This window comes from Enterobacter cloacae complex sp. 2015409 (genome assembly GCF_041365315.1).
Taxonomy (GTDB): Bacteria; Pseudomonadota; Gammaproteobacteria; order Enterobacterales; family Enterobacteriaceae; genus Enterobacter; species Enterobacter pseudoroggenkampii.
The window spans coordinates 67,709-83,212 of the sequence record NZ_JBFTVM010000010.1 but is presented as its reverse complement, the minus strand read 5'-3'; the positions used below and the strand labels follow the sequence as shown (position 1 = coordinate 83,212).

The 15,504-nt window shown below is 56.3% G+C and carries 15 protein-coding genes; 3 read left to right on the top strand and 12 right to left on the bottom strand.

Going from position 1 to position 15,504, the window contains the following annotated elements; translation table 11 throughout:
• Positions 1 to 171: 171 nt before the first annotated feature.
• The 4 genes from hemG to pepQ are packed head-to-tail and all read right to left on the bottom strand — an operon-like array spanning position 172 to position 4,164.
• Positions 172 to 717 (bottom strand): menaquinone-dependent protoporphyrinogen IX dehydrogenase, encoded by a 546-nt coding sequence (gene hemG, locus ACDO57_RS22920; protein WP_032646055.1) that lies wholly within the window; start codon positions 715 to 717, stop codon positions 172 to 174.
• Between the two features lie 10 nt (positions 718 to 727).
• The gene (gene trkH, locus ACDO57_RS22915; protein ID WP_023333781.1) at positions 728 to 2,179 is read right to left on the bottom strand and encodes a Trk system potassium transporter TrkH; all 1,452 of its coding nucleotides are present in this window, start codon (positions 2,177 to 2,179) and stop codon (positions 728 to 730) included.
• A gap of 39 nt (positions 2,180 to 2,218) precedes the next feature.
• Complete coding sequence (locus ACDO57_RS22910) at positions 2,219 to 2,833, bottom strand: IMPACT family protein (RefSeq protein ID WP_024908007.1); 615 nt, start codon at positions 2,831 to 2,833, stop codon at positions 2,219 to 2,221.
• Complete coding sequence (gene pepQ, locus ACDO57_RS22905) at positions 2,833 to 4,164, bottom strand: Xaa-Pro dipeptidase (RefSeq protein ID WP_370884618.1); 1,332 nt, start codon at positions 4,162 to 4,164, stop codon at positions 2,833 to 2,835. Before pepQ ends, ACDO57_RS22910 begins: the two co-directional genes overlap by 1 nt.
• Before the next feature lie 190 nt (positions 4,165 to 4,354).
• Here pepQ and fadB point away from each other — a divergent pair, with 190 nt between their 5' ends.
• Complete coding sequence (fadB, locus tag ACDO57_RS22900) at positions 4,355 to 6,544, top strand: fatty acid oxidation complex subunit alpha FadB (RefSeq protein WP_370884617.1); 2,190 nt, start codon at positions 4,355 to 4,357, stop codon at positions 6,542 to 6,544.
• A gap of 9 nt (positions 6,545 to 6,553) precedes the next feature.
• A complete protein-coding gene (gene fadA / locus ACDO57_RS22895) occupies positions 6,554 to 7,717 on the top strand; it encodes an acetyl-CoA C-acyltransferase FadA (protein WP_090420960.1) in 1,164 nt (387 codons plus the stop codon).
• 161 nt (positions 7,718 to 7,878) lie between these two features.
• Here fadA and fre read toward each other — a convergent pair whose 3' ends face one another.
• The gene (gene fre / locus ACDO57_RS22890; RefSeq protein WP_008501516.1) at positions 7,879 to 8,580 is read right to left on the bottom strand and encodes an NAD(P)H-flavin reductase; all 702 of its coding nucleotides are present in this window, start codon (positions 8,578 to 8,580) and stop codon (positions 7,879 to 7,881) included.
• A 42-nt stretch (positions 8,581 to 8,622) separates the two neighbouring features.
• Positions 8,623 to 10,113, bottom strand: coding sequence for a 4-hydroxy-3-polyprenylbenzoate decarboxylase (gene ubiD / locus ACDO57_RS22885; RefSeq protein WP_161798590.1), 1,491 nt, complete (start codon positions 10,111 to 10,113; stop codon positions 8,623 to 8,625).
• A gap of 173 nt (positions 10,114 to 10,286) precedes the next feature.
• Between ubiD and rfaH the strand changes: the two genes are divergently transcribed.
• Entirely contained in the window at positions 10,287 to 10,778 is a 492-nt protein-coding gene (gene rfaH, locus ACDO57_RS22880; protein WP_023309605.1) for a transcription/translation regulatory transformer protein RfaH, read from the top strand.
• Here rfaH and tatD read toward each other — a convergent pair.
• The 6 genes from tatD to ubiJ form a co-directional block, all read right to left on the bottom strand.
• Complete coding sequence (gene tatD / locus ACDO57_RS22875) at positions 10,775 to 11,557, bottom strand: 3'-5' ssDNA/RNA exonuclease TatD (protein WP_024908003.1); 783 nt, start codon at positions 11,555 to 11,557, stop codon at positions 10,775 to 10,777. The two genes, rfaH and tatD, sit on opposite strands and share 4 nt — an antisense overlap.
• 41 nt (positions 11,558 to 11,598) lie before the next feature.
• The gene (gene tatC, locus ACDO57_RS22870; protein WP_032646063.1) at positions 11,599 to 12,369 is read right to left on the bottom strand and encodes a Sec-independent protein translocase subunit TatC; all 771 of its coding nucleotides are present in this window, start codon (positions 12,367 to 12,369) and stop codon (positions 11,599 to 11,601) included.
• Between the two features lie 2 nt (positions 12,370 to 12,371).
• Entirely contained in the window at positions 12,372 to 12,914 is a 543-nt protein-coding gene (gene tatB / locus ACDO57_RS22865) for a Sec-independent protein translocase protein TatB (protein WP_024908001.1), read from the bottom strand.
• 3 nt (positions 12,915 to 12,917) lie between these two features.
• A complete protein-coding gene (gene tatA, locus ACDO57_RS22860; RefSeq protein ID WP_024908000.1) occupies positions 12,918 to 13,172 on the bottom strand; it encodes a Sec-independent protein translocase subunit TatA in 255 nt (84 codons plus the stop codon).
• Between the two features lie 76 nt (positions 13,173 to 13,248).
• Positions 13,249 to 14,889, bottom strand: coding sequence for a ubiquinone biosynthesis regulatory protein kinase UbiB (gene ubiB, locus ACDO57_RS22855; RefSeq protein ID WP_370884616.1), 1,641 nt, complete (start codon positions 14,887 to 14,889; stop codon positions 13,249 to 13,251).
• Positions 14,886 to 15,491, bottom strand: coding sequence for a ubiquinone biosynthesis protein UbiJ (ubiJ, locus tag ACDO57_RS22850; protein WP_061716323.1), 606 nt, complete (start codon positions 15,489 to 15,491; stop codon positions 14,886 to 14,888). The genes ubiB and ubiJ overlap by 4 nt, the downstream gene beginning before the upstream one ends.
• Positions 15,492 to 15,504: the final 13 nt, after the last annotated feature.

Sequence of the window (15,504 nt, the reverse complement as noted above, 5' to 3'; positions counted from 1 at the left end):
TTACGCTTTCCCGCTTCAGAGTCAAGCGTTTATTTTCGCTATTCTCTGCTGACCCGGCGGCGTGTGTGCCGTTGTTCCGTGTCAGTGGAGGCGCATTATAGGGAGTTATTCTGAAGTGACAAGCACAAAATACAAAAAACTTTTCGTTCGCTCACTTTTCAAACTTAACGCTTATTTATGTCGCGAATCGCCCGTTAAATGTGCGATTTCTCGCGCAAAACTGGCTACCTGCGACCAGTCGGTATAAACCACTTCTTTACGCGTGTCGGTTTCGCCCCCCGTCATCTTCATAATAAGACGGATCATAAAGCGGTCATACCAGCGGTAGCGAGGGTAGCGCAGCGCGCCGGCAAAGACGGCGCACAGATCAGGCTGCCACGGCGAGTTGAGTAAAAACTTGCGCGTGTAGCTGTTGGTCTGCGGCGTGCGCTTCTCGGGTTTACGCGCGACCAGATTGACCGAGTAAAATGCACCGGGCAGTTTATTGAGCACCGCCGTGTGCTTTTTCACAAAACGATCCAGCGCCGGATGGAAATGCCCGTAACGAATAGATGCACCAATTACCACGCGGTCGTAATCCTGCCAGCTTATCTGCTCAGCACGGTTCAGGTTCACCACATCCGAGTAAATCCCCAGCTCTTTTAATTCCGATGCCAGATACGCGGCAATCTCACGCGTTTGCCCGTCTCGCGTAGAGAAAAGAATCAGTGTTTTCATCAACGGCTCCTTACTCGCGCCAGAATGTAGGGGTGAACAGCACCAGCAGCGTAAAGACCTCAAGACGACCAAACAGCATATTGCCGATGAGGATCCATTTCGCGACCGGGTTCATACTGGCAAAGTTATCCGCCACAACCCCGAGGCCAGGCCCAAGGTTGTTCAATGTTGCGACAACGGAAGCAAAGGCGGAGAAATCATCCACTCCCGTCGCGATAATCGCCAGCATGCTGACGATAAAGACCAGCGCATACGCCGAGAAGAACCCCCACACCGCTTCGAGGATACGTTCCGGCAGCGCGCGGTTACCCAGCTTGATGCTGTAGACCGCGTTCGGGTGGACCAGGCGTTTCAGCTCACGGTTGCCCTGCTTGAACAGCAGCAGAATACGGATCACCTTCAGGCCACCGCCCGTCGACCCCGCACAGCCGCCGATAAACGCGGAACAGAGCAGAAGCACCGGCAGGAACAGCGGCCAGCGCGCGATGCTGTCCGTGGTAAACCCGGCGGTCGTCGCCATCGATACTACCTGGAAGAAGGCCTGGTTTAGCGTGGTCAACGCGGAGTTATAGACATCATGGAACCACAATACCAGTGTACAGATGATCACCAGCGTCAGCTGGACGCCAATGAACATGCGGAACTCAGGGTCACGCCAGTACACCTTCAGGCTGCGCCCGCTCAGTAAAGAGAAGTGCAGGCCATAGTTACAGCCAGAGATCAGCAGGAAAATGGCAATAATCGTGTTAATCGTTGGGCTGTCGAAGTAGCCGACGCTGGCATCGTGGGTGGAGAACCCGCCGATAGCAATCGTCGCGAAGCTGTGTCCGATGGCGTCGAAAGCGGGCATCCCGGCAAACCATAGCGCCAGCGCACAGGCCACCGTCAGCAAGACATAGATAAGCCAGAGAGTTTTCGCCGTCTCAGCAATACGCGGGCGCATCTTGTTATCTTTCAGCGGTCCGGGCATTTCGGCGCGATAGAGCTGCATCCCACCAACGCCCAGAATAGGCAGAATGGCCACCGCCAGGACGATGATCCCCATCCCCCCGAACCACTGCAGCATCTGGCGATAAAAGAGAATGGCGTGCGGAAGTGAATCCAGCCCCACCAGCGTCGTCGCCCCGGTGGTCGTTAAACCGGAGAAGGATTCAAAAAAGGCATCCGTGATGCTCAGGTTAGGCTGTTCAGAGAAGATAAAGGGCAGCGAACCAACGCTCCCCAGCACCGTCCAGAACAGGACCACAATCAAAAAGCCTTCGCGAGATTTCAGCTCACCTTTCTGGCGACGGTTTGGCCACCACAGCAGCGAACCAATCGCCAGCGCGACAAAGAAGGTCTGGGTAAATGCCCGCCCCGCGCCGTCCCGGTAGATAAGCGCCACCAGTCCAGGGAGAATCATCGTCCCGGAAAAGAGTATGACCAGCAGTCCAACGATTCGGGTTATGGCACGAAAATGCATCTCTGCCGCTTCCTTTGGTATTCAAAAGTGAGGTGGGGATTATTCTTCAATCGGCAGCAATTGCAACGAACCACGACTAAAATCAGCCAGTTTTGCTGAAAAAGCAGCCAGTTCCGCCTGAGGAAGCGCCACGCGTAATTGCACCATTGCCTGATATTCACTGTGTGCGATGACACCGTTAAACTGCCGCAGCAGCGCTTCAATACCCGATAGCTGGGCGTAATCGCATAATAAAGTATATTCGGTAAGCGGCGTTTTGCGGGTAGTGACCAGCATATTAAGCGCCTGCTGCACGCCCCCGCCATAGGCTTTAACCAGCCCACCGGTGCCTAACAAAATGCCGCCGTAGTAGCGCACCACCACGGCGGTTATTTCGCCCACGCCGCTGCCCATAAGCTGGGAGAGCATGGGTTTACCGGCCGTGCCCGCCGGTTCACCGTCATCGGAAAACCCCAGCTGCTGTGAATCGTCCGGCGGCCCTGCTACCCACGCCACGCAGTGGTGACGGGCGTCAGGATGCTCAGCCCGGACGGACTCGACAAACGCTTTTGCCGCCTCTACGCCATCGGTATGCGCCAGCAGCGTAATAAAGCGGCTTTTCTTGATTTCCTCAACAAAGGTGACCGGTTCAGCCGGTATCAGCCAGCTTTCCATCAGGCCAGCTTCAGGTCTCGCGTCATATTCTCGATACCGTTTTCGTGAACCACCACGTTATCTTCGATACGAATACCGCCAAACGGCTTCAGCGCGTCAATTTTTTCCCAGTTGAAGTGCTTGCTGAACTGGCCTTCACGCCACGGCGCCAGCAGGGATTCGATAAAGTAGATCCCCGGCTCAATCGTCAGCACCATACGCGGCTCCAGAATACGGGTGCAGCGCAGGTAAGGATATTTAGACGGTGCCGCCAGGTGCGTACCGGTATCATCCTGCATAAAGCCCGCAACGTCGTGAACCTGCAGGCCCAGCGGATGGCCGATACCGTGCGGCATGAATGGCCCGGTCAGATCGTTCTCAACCATCGCCTCTTCGCTCATGTCTTTCACAATCTGATGCTTACGCAGCAGTTTTGCGATGCGCTGATGGAACTGGATGTGGTAATCCACATAGCTGGTACCCGCCTTCATGGTGCCAATCAGCGCCAGCTGTTCATCGTTCACGTCTTTAATCAGCTGCGCGAAATCGGTGTCCGCATTCGCCGCCCAGGTACGGGTCAGGTCGGCCGCGTAGCCGTTGTACTCTGCCCCTGCGTCCAGCAGGAAGCTGCGCATTTCCGACGGAACCTGGTGATCCAGTTTGGTGTAGTGAAGCACAGACGCGTGCTCGTTGAGCGCGACAATGTTGCTGTACGGCACGTCGGTATCACGGTGACCTGTCGCGGTCAGATAGGCCTGATTGATGTCGAACTCGCTCATCCCCGACTGGAACGCTTCGTGCGCGGCACGGTGACCATTCACCGCCGTTTTTTGCGCTTCACGCATGCAGTAAAGTTCATAGTCGGTTTTATATGCGCGGTAATAGTGGAGGTAATCCAGCACCCCTTTCGGGTTGAGTTTGTCTGCCGCAATATCCAGGCCCAATGCACGCTCCGGAACAGGGCCAATATAGGCGATGTTGCCACGTGCGGCAGGCAGCTGGCCGCCAATACCGTCCGCTTTCGGCAGTGCAATCACATCAACCTCTTCCGTCCAGAAAGAGGTCGGCAGCGGTTCTACGTTGTGCCAGTAATCGACCGGCAGGTAGAACCACAGTTTCGGTTTGTTCACGCCATCCACCAGCAGCCAGCAATTTGGAACCTGCGTCACCGGCACCCAGGCTTTAAACTGCGGGTTCACCTTAAACGGATAAGCGTGGTCATCCAGAAAGGTATTCATCAGCTCGCCGGAGTGGATCAGCAGCGCATCCAGCTTAAAGCGGGCCAGTACATCGCGGGTACGTTCCTGTAGGGTAACGATATGATTTTTATAAAGCGAAGCCAGTGAGTCCATCATTCTTCCTTTCGTTTTTTTGACCTCAAGTCATCGCATCTTAGCACACCTCACTCCGGCTGCGTGATTTCCACCGACCGTGATCAATGCAGCATTTTCTTAATGAGTAATTTGCATTTTATTAACATAAATCCCACACTCCGATTCATCTGGTATGACCAGATCCAATTGCTGGATTCAGGAGACTGACATGCTCTACAAAGGCGACACCCTGTACCTCAACTGGCTGGAAGATGGCATTGCCGAACTGGTGTTCGATGCCCCCGGCTCAGTGAACAAGCTTGATACCGCGACGGTGGCCAGTCTTGGCCAGGCGCTGGATGTTCTTGAAAAACAACCTGAATTAAAAGGGCTGCTGCTGCGTTCGAACAAAGCGGCCTTTATCGTCGGTGCCGATATCACCGAGTTCCTTTCGCTGTTCCTGGTCCCGGAAGAACAGCTGAGCCAGTGGCTGCACTTTGCCAACAGCGTCTTTAATCGTCTGGAAGATCTGCCTGTCCCGACCATTTCCGCCGTTAACGGCTATGCACTGGGCGGCGGCTGCGAGTGCGTGCTGGCGACAGACTATCGCCTGGCGACACCGGACCTGCGCATCGGCCTGCCGGAAACCAAGCTGGGCATCATGCCGGGCTTTGGCGGCTCCGTCCGTATGCCGCGCATGCTGGGTGCCGACAGCGCGCTGGAGATCATTGCCGCAGGTAAAGACGTCGGCGCAGAACAGGCGCAGAAAATCGGCCTGGTCGACGGCGTTGTGAAACCTGAGAAGCTGGTTGAAGGTGCTGTCGCCATTCTGCGTCAGGCGATTAACGGCGATCTCGACTGGAAAGCCAAACGCCAGCCGAAGCTGGAGCCGTTAAAACTCAGCAAGATTGAAGCCACCATGAGCTTCACCATCGCCAAAGGCATGGTCATGCAGACGGCGGGCAAACACTACCCGGCGCCGATCACGGCGGTGAAAACCATTGAAGCGGCTGCCCGTCTCGGACGCGATGAAGCGCTGAAGCTCGAAAATCAGAGCTTTGTCCCGCTGGCGCACACCAATGAAGCCCGCGCGCTGGTCGGTATCTTCCTGAACGATCAGTTCGTGAAAGGCAAAGCCAAACAGCTGACTAAAAACGTTGAGACGCCAAAACATGCGGCGGTACTCGGCGCGGGCATTATGGGTGGCGGCATCGCTTACCAGTCGGCCTGGAAAGGCGTGCCGGTGGTGATGAAAGACATCAACGAGAAATCCCTGACGCTGGGCATGACCGAAGCGGCCAAGCTGCTGAATAAACAGCTTGAGCGCGGCAAAATTGACGGTCTGAAGCTTGCAGGCGTGATTTCCACCATTCAGCCCGTGCTGGAATACAGCGGTTTTGACCGTGTCGACGTGGTGGTCGAAGCCGTCGTCGAGAACCCGAAGGTTAAAAAAGCGGTGCTGGCGGAAACGGAAGACAAGGTTCGCCCGGATACCGTGCTGGCCTCTAACACCTCCACCATTCCAATCAGCGAACTGGCGAGCGTGCTGAAGCGTCCGGAAAACTTCTGCGGTATGCACTTCTTCAACCCGGTACACCGTATGCCGCTGGTCGAAGTGATCCGTGGGGAAAAAACCTCCGACGAAACCATCGCTAAAGTGGTGGCATGGGCAAGCAAGATGGGCAAAACGCCGATCGTCGTTAACGATTGTCCGGGCTTCTTCGTCAACCGCGTGCTGTTCCCTTATTTCGCCGGTTTTAGCCAGCTGCTGCGCGACGGCGCGGACTTCCGCAAAATCGACAAAGTGATGGAAAAACAGTTCGGCTGGCCGATGGGCCCGGCGTATCTGCTGGACGTAGTCGGCATTGATACCGCCCACCACGCCCAGGCGGTAATGGCGGCAGGCTTCCCGCAGCGCATGCAGAAAGACTATCGCGACGCGATTGACGCGCTGTTCGACGCTAACCGCTTCGGTCAGAAAAACGGTCTGGGCTTCTGGCGTTATAAAGAAGACAGCAAGGGCAAACCGAAGAAAGAAGAAGACGCGGCGGTGGATAGCCTGCTGGCCGATGTCAGTCAGCCGAAACGCGACTTCACCGACGACGAGATCATCGCCCGCATGATGATCCCGATGATCAACGAAGTGGTGCGTTGCCTCGAAGAAGGCATCATCGCCAGCCCTGCAGAAGCCGATATGGCGCTGGTATACGGCCTGGGCTTCCCTCCGTTCCACGGCGGCGCGTTCCGCTGGCTGGACACGCTCGGTAGCGCCCGCTATCTCGATATGGCTCAGCAGTATCAGCACCTCGGCCCGCTGTATGAAGTGCCGGAAGGGCTGCGTAACAAAGCGCGCCATAACGAACCCTACTATCCAGCAGTTGAGCCAGCCCGTCCGGTTGGCGAACTGAAAACGGCTTAAGGAGTCACAATGGAAAAGGTTGTCATTGTTGATGCGATTCGCACCCCGATGGGCCGTTCAAAAGGCGGTGCATTCCGTAACGTGCGTGCGGAAGACCTCTCCGCGCACCTGATGCGTAGCCTGCTGGCGCGTAACCCGGCGCTGGATCCTGCTGCGCTGGACGATATCTACTGGGGCTGCGTGCAGCAGACCCTGGAGCAAGGCTTCAACATCGCCCGCAACGCGTCGCTGCTGGCGGAGATCCCACATTCAGTTCCGGCCGTCACCGTGAACCGCCTGTGCGGTTCGTCAATGCAGGCGCTGCACGACGCGGCGCGCATGATCATGACCGGCGATGCGCAGGCCTGCCTGGTGGGCGGCGTTGAGCACATGGGCCACGTGCCGATGAGCCACGGGGTCGATTTCCACCCGGGGATGAGCCGTAACGTGGCGAAAGCCGCGGGGATGATGGGTCTGACCGCCGAGATGCTTTCTCGTCTGCACGGCATCAGCCGTGAAATGCAGGATGCCTTTGCCGCGCGCTCTCACGCTCGCGCATGGGCGGCGACACAGTCCGGTGCCTTTAAGAATGAGATCATCCCGACCGGCGGTCACGACGCAGACGGCGTTCTGAAGCAGTTCAGCTACGACGAAGTCATCCGCCCGGAAACCACGGTCGAAGCGCTGTCTACCCTGCGCCCGGCGTTTGATCCGGTCACCGGTACGGTCACGGCGGGAACGTCGTCCGCCCTGTCCGACGGTGCCGCGGCGATGCTGGTGATGAGCGAAAGCCGCGCCCGCGAGCTGGGCTTAACCCCTCGCGCTCGGGTACGTTCGATGGCGGTTGTGGGCTGCGATCCTTCAATCATGGGCTACGGCCCGGTTCCGGCCTCGAAGCTGGCGCTGAAAAAAGCGGGCTTAACCGCCAGCGACATCGATCTGTTCGAGATGAACGAAGCGTTCGCCGCGCAGATCCTGCCATGCATTAAAGATCTGGGGCTGATGGATCAGATCGACGAGAAGATTAACCTCAACGGCGGCGCGATCGCCCTCGGTCACCCGCTGGGCTGCTCCGGTGCGCGCATCAGCACGACGCTGATCAACCTGATGGAACGCAAAGATGCCCAGTTTGGTCTGGCAACGATGTGTATCGGGCTGGGTCAGGGTATCGCGACGGTGTTTGAGAGAGTGTAGGTCTAATACGTAGGCCCGATAAGCATCGCGCCATCGGGCTTTTGCCGGGAGGCGCTGCGCTTTCCCGGCCTACGAGAGGTACCTCGCCGCCAGTGGCGTCACTGGCGAAGAGAGAGAGTTTAGTTGCCGTTCTTCCCGCCTGTCAGGGGCGGGTTTTTTATTTAAATGAAGGCAAACGCATCGCCAAACAGGCGGTCTTCACGCGCATCACGTTCGTTACAGAACAGATCGCGGGCGATTTTCGCCATCTCGAAACGGCCAGCGATATAGATATCGTGCCCAGCCAGCGTACCGTGATCCTGCAGCACCGCCGTCAGCACCGTACCGCTACGCCCGCGCCAGCCCTCTTCCGGCTGCTCAACCACCGGCTCAATGCGCAGGTTAGGATGGGTGACGCTCAGCGCTTCCAGTTCAGACAGATCGTACAGATGTTTCTCTTCGCGGCCACCCCAGTAAATGGTGATGTCACGGTCCGGGTTACGCGCCAGTGCGGTCAACAGAATGGAGCGCACGTAGGAGAAGCCTGTACCGCCAGCGATCAGGATCAGCGGACGGTCTTCGTCATCGCGCAGCCACGCATCACCGTGCGGAATATCCACCACGATTTCACGTTCCTTCAGGATGCGATCCATCACCGCCATCGCATACAGGTTAAGCTCTGACGCACCAATATGAAGCTCAATAAATTCCTGCTCCGCCGGCGTTGAGGCCATAGAGAAAGGACGCTTATCACGCTCATCCATCACAACCATCAGGTACTGACCCGCGCGGAAAGAGAATGGCGCTTCTGGCACTAAACGGACGCGATATACGGTGTCGGTGATGGCATCTACCGAGGTCACTTTACAGCTTAAGGTTGTCATTCGCTCTCTCTGTCGGGAAGTCTATAGGGCTTAACGGTCAGCTCAGGGTTTACCGTTATTCATTATGGCCAGCTCGTCCCAGATCGCGTCAATGCGCGCGGTCACAGCAGGATCTTTTTTGATCGGGCGACCCCATTCACGGTCGGTTTCGCCAGGCCATTTATTTGTGGCATCCAGTCCCATCTTTGAGCCAAGACCGGAAACCGGCGAGGCAAAATCCAGATAATCAATCGGCGTGTTTTCGACTAACACCGTATCGCGCGCCGGGTCCATTCGCGTGGTAATGGCCCAGATTACGTCATTCCAGTCGCGGGCGTTAACGTCATCATCGCAGACAATAACAAATTTGGTATACATAAACTGGCGCAGGAAAGACCACACGCCCATCATCACGCGTTTAGCATGACCAGGATACTGCTTCTTCATCGTGACCACCGCCATGCGATACGAGCATCCTTCAGGCGGCAGATAAAAATCAACTATTTCCGGGAACTGCTTTTGCAGGATCGGCACAAACACTTCATTCAGCGCCACGCCCAGCACCGCCGGTTCGTCCGGTGGACGTCCGGTATACGTGGAGTGATAAATCGCATCCTCACGCTGCGTAATGTGCGTCACGGTAAACACCGGGAAGTTATCCACCTCGTTGTAATAGCCGGTGTGGTCGCCGTAAGGGCCTTCTGGCGCCATTTCACCCTGTTCAAGGTAACCCTCCAGCACAATTTCTGCACTGGCCGGAACTTCGAGATCGTTAGAAATACACTTCACGACTTCGGTTTTCGTTCCGCGCAGCAGGCCTGCAAACGCATATTCAGAAAGGGTATCCGGCACGGGGGTGACGGCTCCCAGAATGGTGGCCGGATCGGCGCCTAAAGCGACAGACACCGGGAAACGCTCCCCCGGATGCGCAGCGCACCACTCCTGGAAATCCAGCGCGCCGCCGCGATGCGACAGCCAGCGCATGATGAGTTTATTCTTGCCAATCAATTGCTGGCGGTAAATACCGAGGTTTTGCCGCTCTTTGTGCGGGCCGCGCGTAACGGTAAGCCCCCAGGTTATCAGCGGCGCAGCATCTTCCGGCCAGCACTGCATGACAGGGATTTTGGTCAGATCAACCGCATCGCCTTCCAGCACCTTCTGCTGGCACGGCGCGCCGCGCAGGCGTTTGGTGGGCATGTTCAGCACCTGCTTAAACTGCGGCAGTTTGTCGAACAGATCGCGAAAGCCTTTCGGTGGCTCCGGCTCTTTCAGAAACGCCAGCAGCTTACCGACTTCACGCAGCGCCGTGACGTCCTCCTGACCCATCCCCAGTGCAACACGACGCGGTGTACCAAACAGGTTGCACAGTACCGGCATGGAGTACCCTTTCGGATTTTCAAACAGTAACGCGGGGCCACCGGCACGCAGGGTGCGGTCAGCAATTTCTGTCATCTCCAGATAAGGATCAACAGGAAGTGTAATACGTTTGAGTTCACCCTGCTTTTCCAGCAGCGTCAGGAAGTCGCGGAGATCGTGGTATTTCATGCAGTTAATCATGGCCTCTCTGTAAGCGCTTCATTATACGGCGTAAGCCTGCTTGATGCTGTAATTTTGTTAAATTAGCGTGAAGTTATGCGTTCTGTCCCATTTTCGCCCATTATAATCAACTTAGCGATCCCGCCAGGGTTTTGATATGCTTGCGCCCCGAACTAAGGGAAAGAGTGATTATGCAGGCCTGGTATTTACTGTATTGCAAACGCGGGCAACTTCAGCGCGCGCAGGAACATCTTGAACGTCAGTCTGTAAATTGCCTGACGCCCGTGATCACGCTTGAAAAAATGCAGCGCGGGAAGCGCACAACCGTCAGTGAGCCGTTATTCCCGAACTACCTGTTCGTGGAGTTCGACCCGGAAGTCATCCACACCACCACCATCAGCGCAACGCGTGGCGTTAGCCACTTCGTTCGTTTTGGCGCCCACCCGGCAACGGTTCCGTCCACGGTCATTCATCAGCTGTCGATTTATCAACAGCCTGAAGGGATCACCGACCCCGAAACCCCTTACACGGGCGATAGCGTCGTGATTACCGAAGGGGCTTTCGAAGGCCTGCAGGCGATTTTTGCCGAGCCGGACGGGGAAGCGCGCTCTATGCTGTTGCTCAATCTGCTGAACAAGCAGGTGCTGCAGAGCGTTAAAAACACCGACTTCCGCAAACTTTAAACGTTTATTCCGAACAGATTACGCACGTTGTTATCCGTCTGCGCTGAAAGCCAGTGCGGATCCTCTCCGCGCCACTTCGCAACACTCTCAACAATGTGCCCCAGATACGCGGGCTCATTTCGCCGCGATGCCGGTTTGGGTTTCATATCGCGCGGTAGCAGATAGGGCGCATCGGTTTCAAGGAGCAACCGGTCAGCCGGGATCGCTGGCAACAGCTCCCGAAGTTCGAGCCCGCGACGCTCATCGCAAACCCAGCCAGTAACACCCAGATAAAGCCCTCGCTTCAGGCAATCCAGCGCTTCCTGTCGTGAACCGGTGAAGCAGTGCAGTACCGCGCCGGGCAGTTTCTCCAGCCACGGATCCAGAAGTGCCAGGAAACGCTCATGCGCGTCGCGGCAGTGCATAAATACGGGCATTCCAAGCTCTGCCGCCAGCGCAAGCTGGGCAGTGAACGCCTTTTCCTGCTCTTCAGGCGTGGAAAAGTTACGGTTGAAATCGAGACCGCATTCGCCGATCGCCACAACGGCTGGCGTCTTCGCCAGCCTGTACAGGGTGTCGCCACTTTCCGCGGTCCACTGGCTACTGTCGTGAGGATGCACGCCAGCAGTAGACCAACAGCGATCGTAGCGTTGCGCCAGCTGCTGCGCCTGCTCGCTCTCATGCAGGTTGGTGCCTGTCAGCAGCAGCCCTTTCACCCCGGCGGCAAACGCGCGCGCGACCACCTCATCACGATCTTTCGCAAACTGCGAGCTGGTCAGATTGAGTCCGATATCAAACATTCAAATCCCCATATAACAACCGCCCTGACGGGCGGCTGGTTTTACTCTTCAGTGGTCTTGTCGGACGTATCGTCTTCGTCATCCGCTCGACGTCCTTTACCCACGTAGAAACGCGAGAAGAATACGCCGACCTCAAACAGACAGTACATCGGTATGGCCAGCAGCGTCTGCGAGAACACGTCCGGCGGTGTCAGCAGCATGCCGACCACAAAGGCGCCCACCAGGATATACGGACGCTTCTTACGCAGGTCATCCGGGGTTGTTACCCCTACCCAGCAAAGCAGCACAATGGCCACCGGCACTTCGAATGCCACGCCGAACGCCATAAACAGCGCCATCACAAAGCTGAGGTAGCTGGCGATATCCGTCGACACCTGAACCCCTTCCGGCGCGGTATGCGTCAGGAAGCCGAAGGCCAGCGGGAAGACAACGAAATAGGCAAACGCCATGCCGATATAGAACAGCAGCGAACTAGACACCAGCAGCGGGATCACCAGCTTGCGTTCGTGCTTATACAGTGCTGGCGCCACAAACGCCCACACCTGATAAAGAATGACCGGCGCTGAGGCAATCAACGACACCCAGAAGGTCAGCTTGATGGGGGTGAAGAACGGAGAAGCAACGTCTGTTGCAATCATCGTTGCGCCCAGCGGCATCTGCTTAATCAGCGGTGCAGAGACCACCTGATAGATATCGTTGGCAAAATAGACCAGGCACAGGAATATGAGTAAAACCGCAATAATGCAGTTTAACAGGCGCTTACGCAGCTCAATGAGGTGCGCAATCAGCGGTTGAGTATCATCTACTGCCATGTTTACGCTTTATCACTCGACGAGGGGGATGATTCGGAAACGGACGCAGCGGGCTTCACTTCCGCCGTTTTTGCCACCGGCTCTTCCGGCTGCACCTGTTTTTTCACTTCGGTTTCCTGCGGCGTCTGTTCTGGCGCGGCAGCCTGATGTTCTGCGCTGGCAGGCGTTACGCCCTCGCGCTGCTCCTCGCTGCCCTTCACCACCGGGTTATGGATGGTGTTCGCTTCATCGCTCGCTTTTTCAGGATCGTTAACGCTGTAGGAGCGCTTCATGGATTCCGCCGCTTCGCGCAGCTCATCCATTGACGCTTTCAGTTCCGGCGTCAGGTTATCCATGCTCGCCTTCTCGACCTTTTTCAGGCTTTCCTGAAATTCCTGCAGCTTAAGCTCCTGCGCCAGCTCATTCTGAACGGTCGATGCCAGCGATCTCAGCGCACGAACCCAGCCCGCAACGGTTTTCACTGCCACCGGCAGACGCTGCGGCCCCAGCACAATCAGGCCAATCACAAAGACCAGCAGGAGCTCACTAAAACCAATGTCGAACACGACTTACACCTGCTCTTTATCGTGGCGTTTAGCGTCTTCCTTTTTGGCTTCTTCCTGCTTATCGGCGATGGATTTAGCAGTAAAATCAGCGTCCTGGCTGGTTTTATCCTGCTTGCTCTCATCATCGCTCATCGCTTTCTTGAAACCTTTGATAGACGCGCCCAGGTCGGAACCAATAGAACCGAGCTTTTTGGTGCCAAACAGCAGCACGACGATGACGGCAATGATCAACAATTGCCAGATACTGATACCACCCATACATGTTCCTCAGGGATAGATGATTAATTAGTCAGGTCGCATTATACGTATGCGACCCGTCGATAGCGACGCAAACTCAGCGCGTTTTTCGCCAGCCTGCCAGCCAGACAACCACCCCGCCAGCCATCAGCCAGGCGGGCATCATCTGCCAGTCCGGACGGTTGATCAGCAGCAGCGTACCGCTCAACAGCAGCGTTGCGCCAATCCCAAAGAGATAGCGTGACTGGCCCTGGCGAACCCGGCTGGACTGAAGCTCGCGGGCGATTTTATCCATGCTGTGCTGAAGGTTCTTGCTCTGACGCAAACTGTCATAAACCAGTTCAGGAATTTCAGGCATTTTTTCTATCCAGAACGGGCCTTTCTCTTTCAGAGAGCGCACCAGCGCCGGAATGCCAACCTGATCCTTAATCCAGGATTCAAGGAAAGGTTTCGCGGTCTTCCACAAGTCTAACTGAGGATAGAGCTGTCGGCCTACACCCTCAACGTAAAGTAATGTTTTCTGAAGTAAAACTAGCTGTGGCTGAACTTCCATATTAAAGCGGCGAGCCGTGTTGAACAGGTTTAACAGCACGTGCCCGAAGGAGATTTCCGCCAGCGGTTTTTCAAAAATCGGTTCACAAACGGTCCGGATCGCGAACTCGAACTCCTCGACGTTGGTGTCCGGCGGCACCCAGCCTGAATCGACGTGCAGCTCGGCCACCTTACGGTAGTCGCGGTTGAAGAACGCGATGAAGTTCTCTGCCAGATACCGTTTATCTTCCTTATTCAGCGACCCCACAATCCCGCAGTCGATACCGATGTACTTCGGATCCTCAGGGTGTTCGTAGCTCACGAAGATATTGCCCGGGTGCATGTCCGCATGGAAAAAGCTGTCGCGGAACACCTGGGTAAAGAAGACCTGTACCCCACGCTCGGCCAACAGCTTCATGTTCGTTCCCTGTTTCTCCAGGGCCACCACATCCGAAACCGGAATACCGTAGATACGCTCCATTACCATCATGTTCTGGCTGCAGTAGTCAGAATAGACTTCAGGAACATAGAGCATCGGGCTGTTTTCAAAGTTGCGACGCAGCTGAATGGCGTTTGCCGATTCGCGCAGCAGGTTAAGCTCATCAATCAGCGTTTTTTCATATTCCCGCACCACTTCCAGTGGACGAAGGCGACGCCCGTCCGGCAGCAAGCGTGGTACCCAGCGCGCCAGACGATAAATCAGCTTCATGTCTGCTTTGATGATGGGCAGGATGTCCGGACGAATGACCTTAATAACAACTTCTTTGCCGTTTTCTTTCAGACGTGCGGTATGCACCTGCGCGATAGAGGCCGATGCCAGTGGGTGAATGTCGAAATCGTCAAACCAGGTCTCGACGGGTACATTTCCCATCGCCTCTTCAATTTGCTTTTTCGCGCGCGCGCCGTCAAACGGTGCGACGCGGTCCTGCAGCATCGCGAGCTCATCGGCAATAAGCGGCGGGAAGAGATCGCGGCGGGTCGACAGCATCTGTCCGAATTTAATCCAAACCGGACCGAGCTCCTGCAGCGCCAGGCGCAGACGCTCACCCAGCGGTTGACCTTTATGGCGATTGGGCATCCAGAACAGCATCCGCCGCCAGATACGAAGCGGCAGCGTGATACGCATTTTGGGGATAAGCTCGTCGAGCCCGTAGCTCAAAAAGGTGCGAATAATGAAATAGAGGCGCCGAATTTCACCAGGCGTCATTTGCCCTCCAGTTTTTCCAGCCGTTTGGTTAAGGCATCAACCGCACGTTCAACAGCCGCGGTCTCTTCCGCAAACCACGCCACTTCCAGTGGACCGGGCGCCATTCGCCACTCCTCCGTCAGCACTTCCGCCGCATAGCGTTGCTGACGATGCAGGCTTTTACGCGCAAAGGAGGCGCCACCATGAAGGACTTTCCCGATGCCTTCGGCGGCGATGTCGCCGATAAAAGGCGCGAGCAGCTCTGCCGGGTCGAACTCCGCAAGATCGGTGAGCGCAACGAAGTTCTGCACGACCTGAATGTCGCCTTCTACTTCCAGCTCACCGCTGCGGATAAGCGCCGTTAATTGCTGGCGATCGCGCAGTTTTGGCAGCACGCTCATGTGCGTGATGACCGAGCAGTCAGCTTCACCTTCCCACTCCCCCAGTACGTCAAGCTGGCGTTCGCTGAAGACCAGTACAAGCGGCGTCGATAACTCTTTTAAAACAATGCGCAATACCTTCCCGTTTAGCCGCTGACGCGCAGCTTTCAGCGCCGGAGCGCGATACAGGAAAGCATTCAGTACATTCTCGATGCCTGCGGAGACTAAGGGTTTAAAGGGCACGGGACACCTCCAC

Bases quoted from the DNA above. Each gene is read 5' to 3' on its own strand.
- hemG (WP_032646055.1), bottom strand. From the start codon at position 717: ATGAAAACACTGATTCTTTTCTCTACGCGAGACGGGCAAACGCGTGAG.
- trkH (WP_023333781.1), bottom strand. From the start codon at position 2,179: ATGCATTTTCGTGCCATAACCCGAATCGTTGGACTGCTGGTCATACTC.
- ACDO57_RS22910 (WP_024908007.1), bottom strand. From the start codon at position 2,833: ATGGAAAGCTGGCTGATACCGGCTGAACCGGTCACCTTTGTTGAGGAA.
- pepQ (WP_370884618.1), bottom strand. From the start codon at position 4,164: ATGGACTCACTGGCTTCGCTTTATAAAAATCATATCGTTACCCTACAG.
- fadB (WP_370884617.1), top strand. From the start codon at position 4,355: ATGCTCTACAAAGGCGACACCCTGTACCTCAACTGGCTGGAAGATGGC.
- fadA (WP_090420960.1), top strand. From the start codon at position 6,554: ATGGAAAAGGTTGTCATTGTTGATGCGATTCGCACCCCGATGGGCCGT.
- fre (WP_008501516.1), bottom strand. From the start codon at position 8,580: ATGACAACCTTAAGCTGTAAAGTGACCTCGGTAGATGCCATCACCGAC.
- rfaH (WP_023309605.1), top strand. From the start codon at position 10,287: ATGCAGGCCTGGTATTTACTGTATTGCAAACGCGGGCAACTTCAGCGC.
- tatD (WP_024908003.1), bottom strand. From the start codon at position 11,557: ATGTTTGATATCGGACTCAATCTGACCAGCTCGCAGTTTGCGAAAGAT.
- tatC (WP_032646063.1), bottom strand. From the start codon at position 12,369: ATGGCAGTAGATGATACTCAACCGCTGATTGCGCACCTCATTGAGCTG.
- tatA (WP_024908000.1), bottom strand. From the start codon at position 13,172: ATGGGTGGTATCAGTATCTGGCAATTGTTGATCATTGCCGTCATCGTC.
- ubiB (WP_370884616.1), bottom strand. From the start codon at position 14,889: ATGACGCCTGGTGAAATTCGGCGCCTCTATTTCATTATTCGCACCTTT.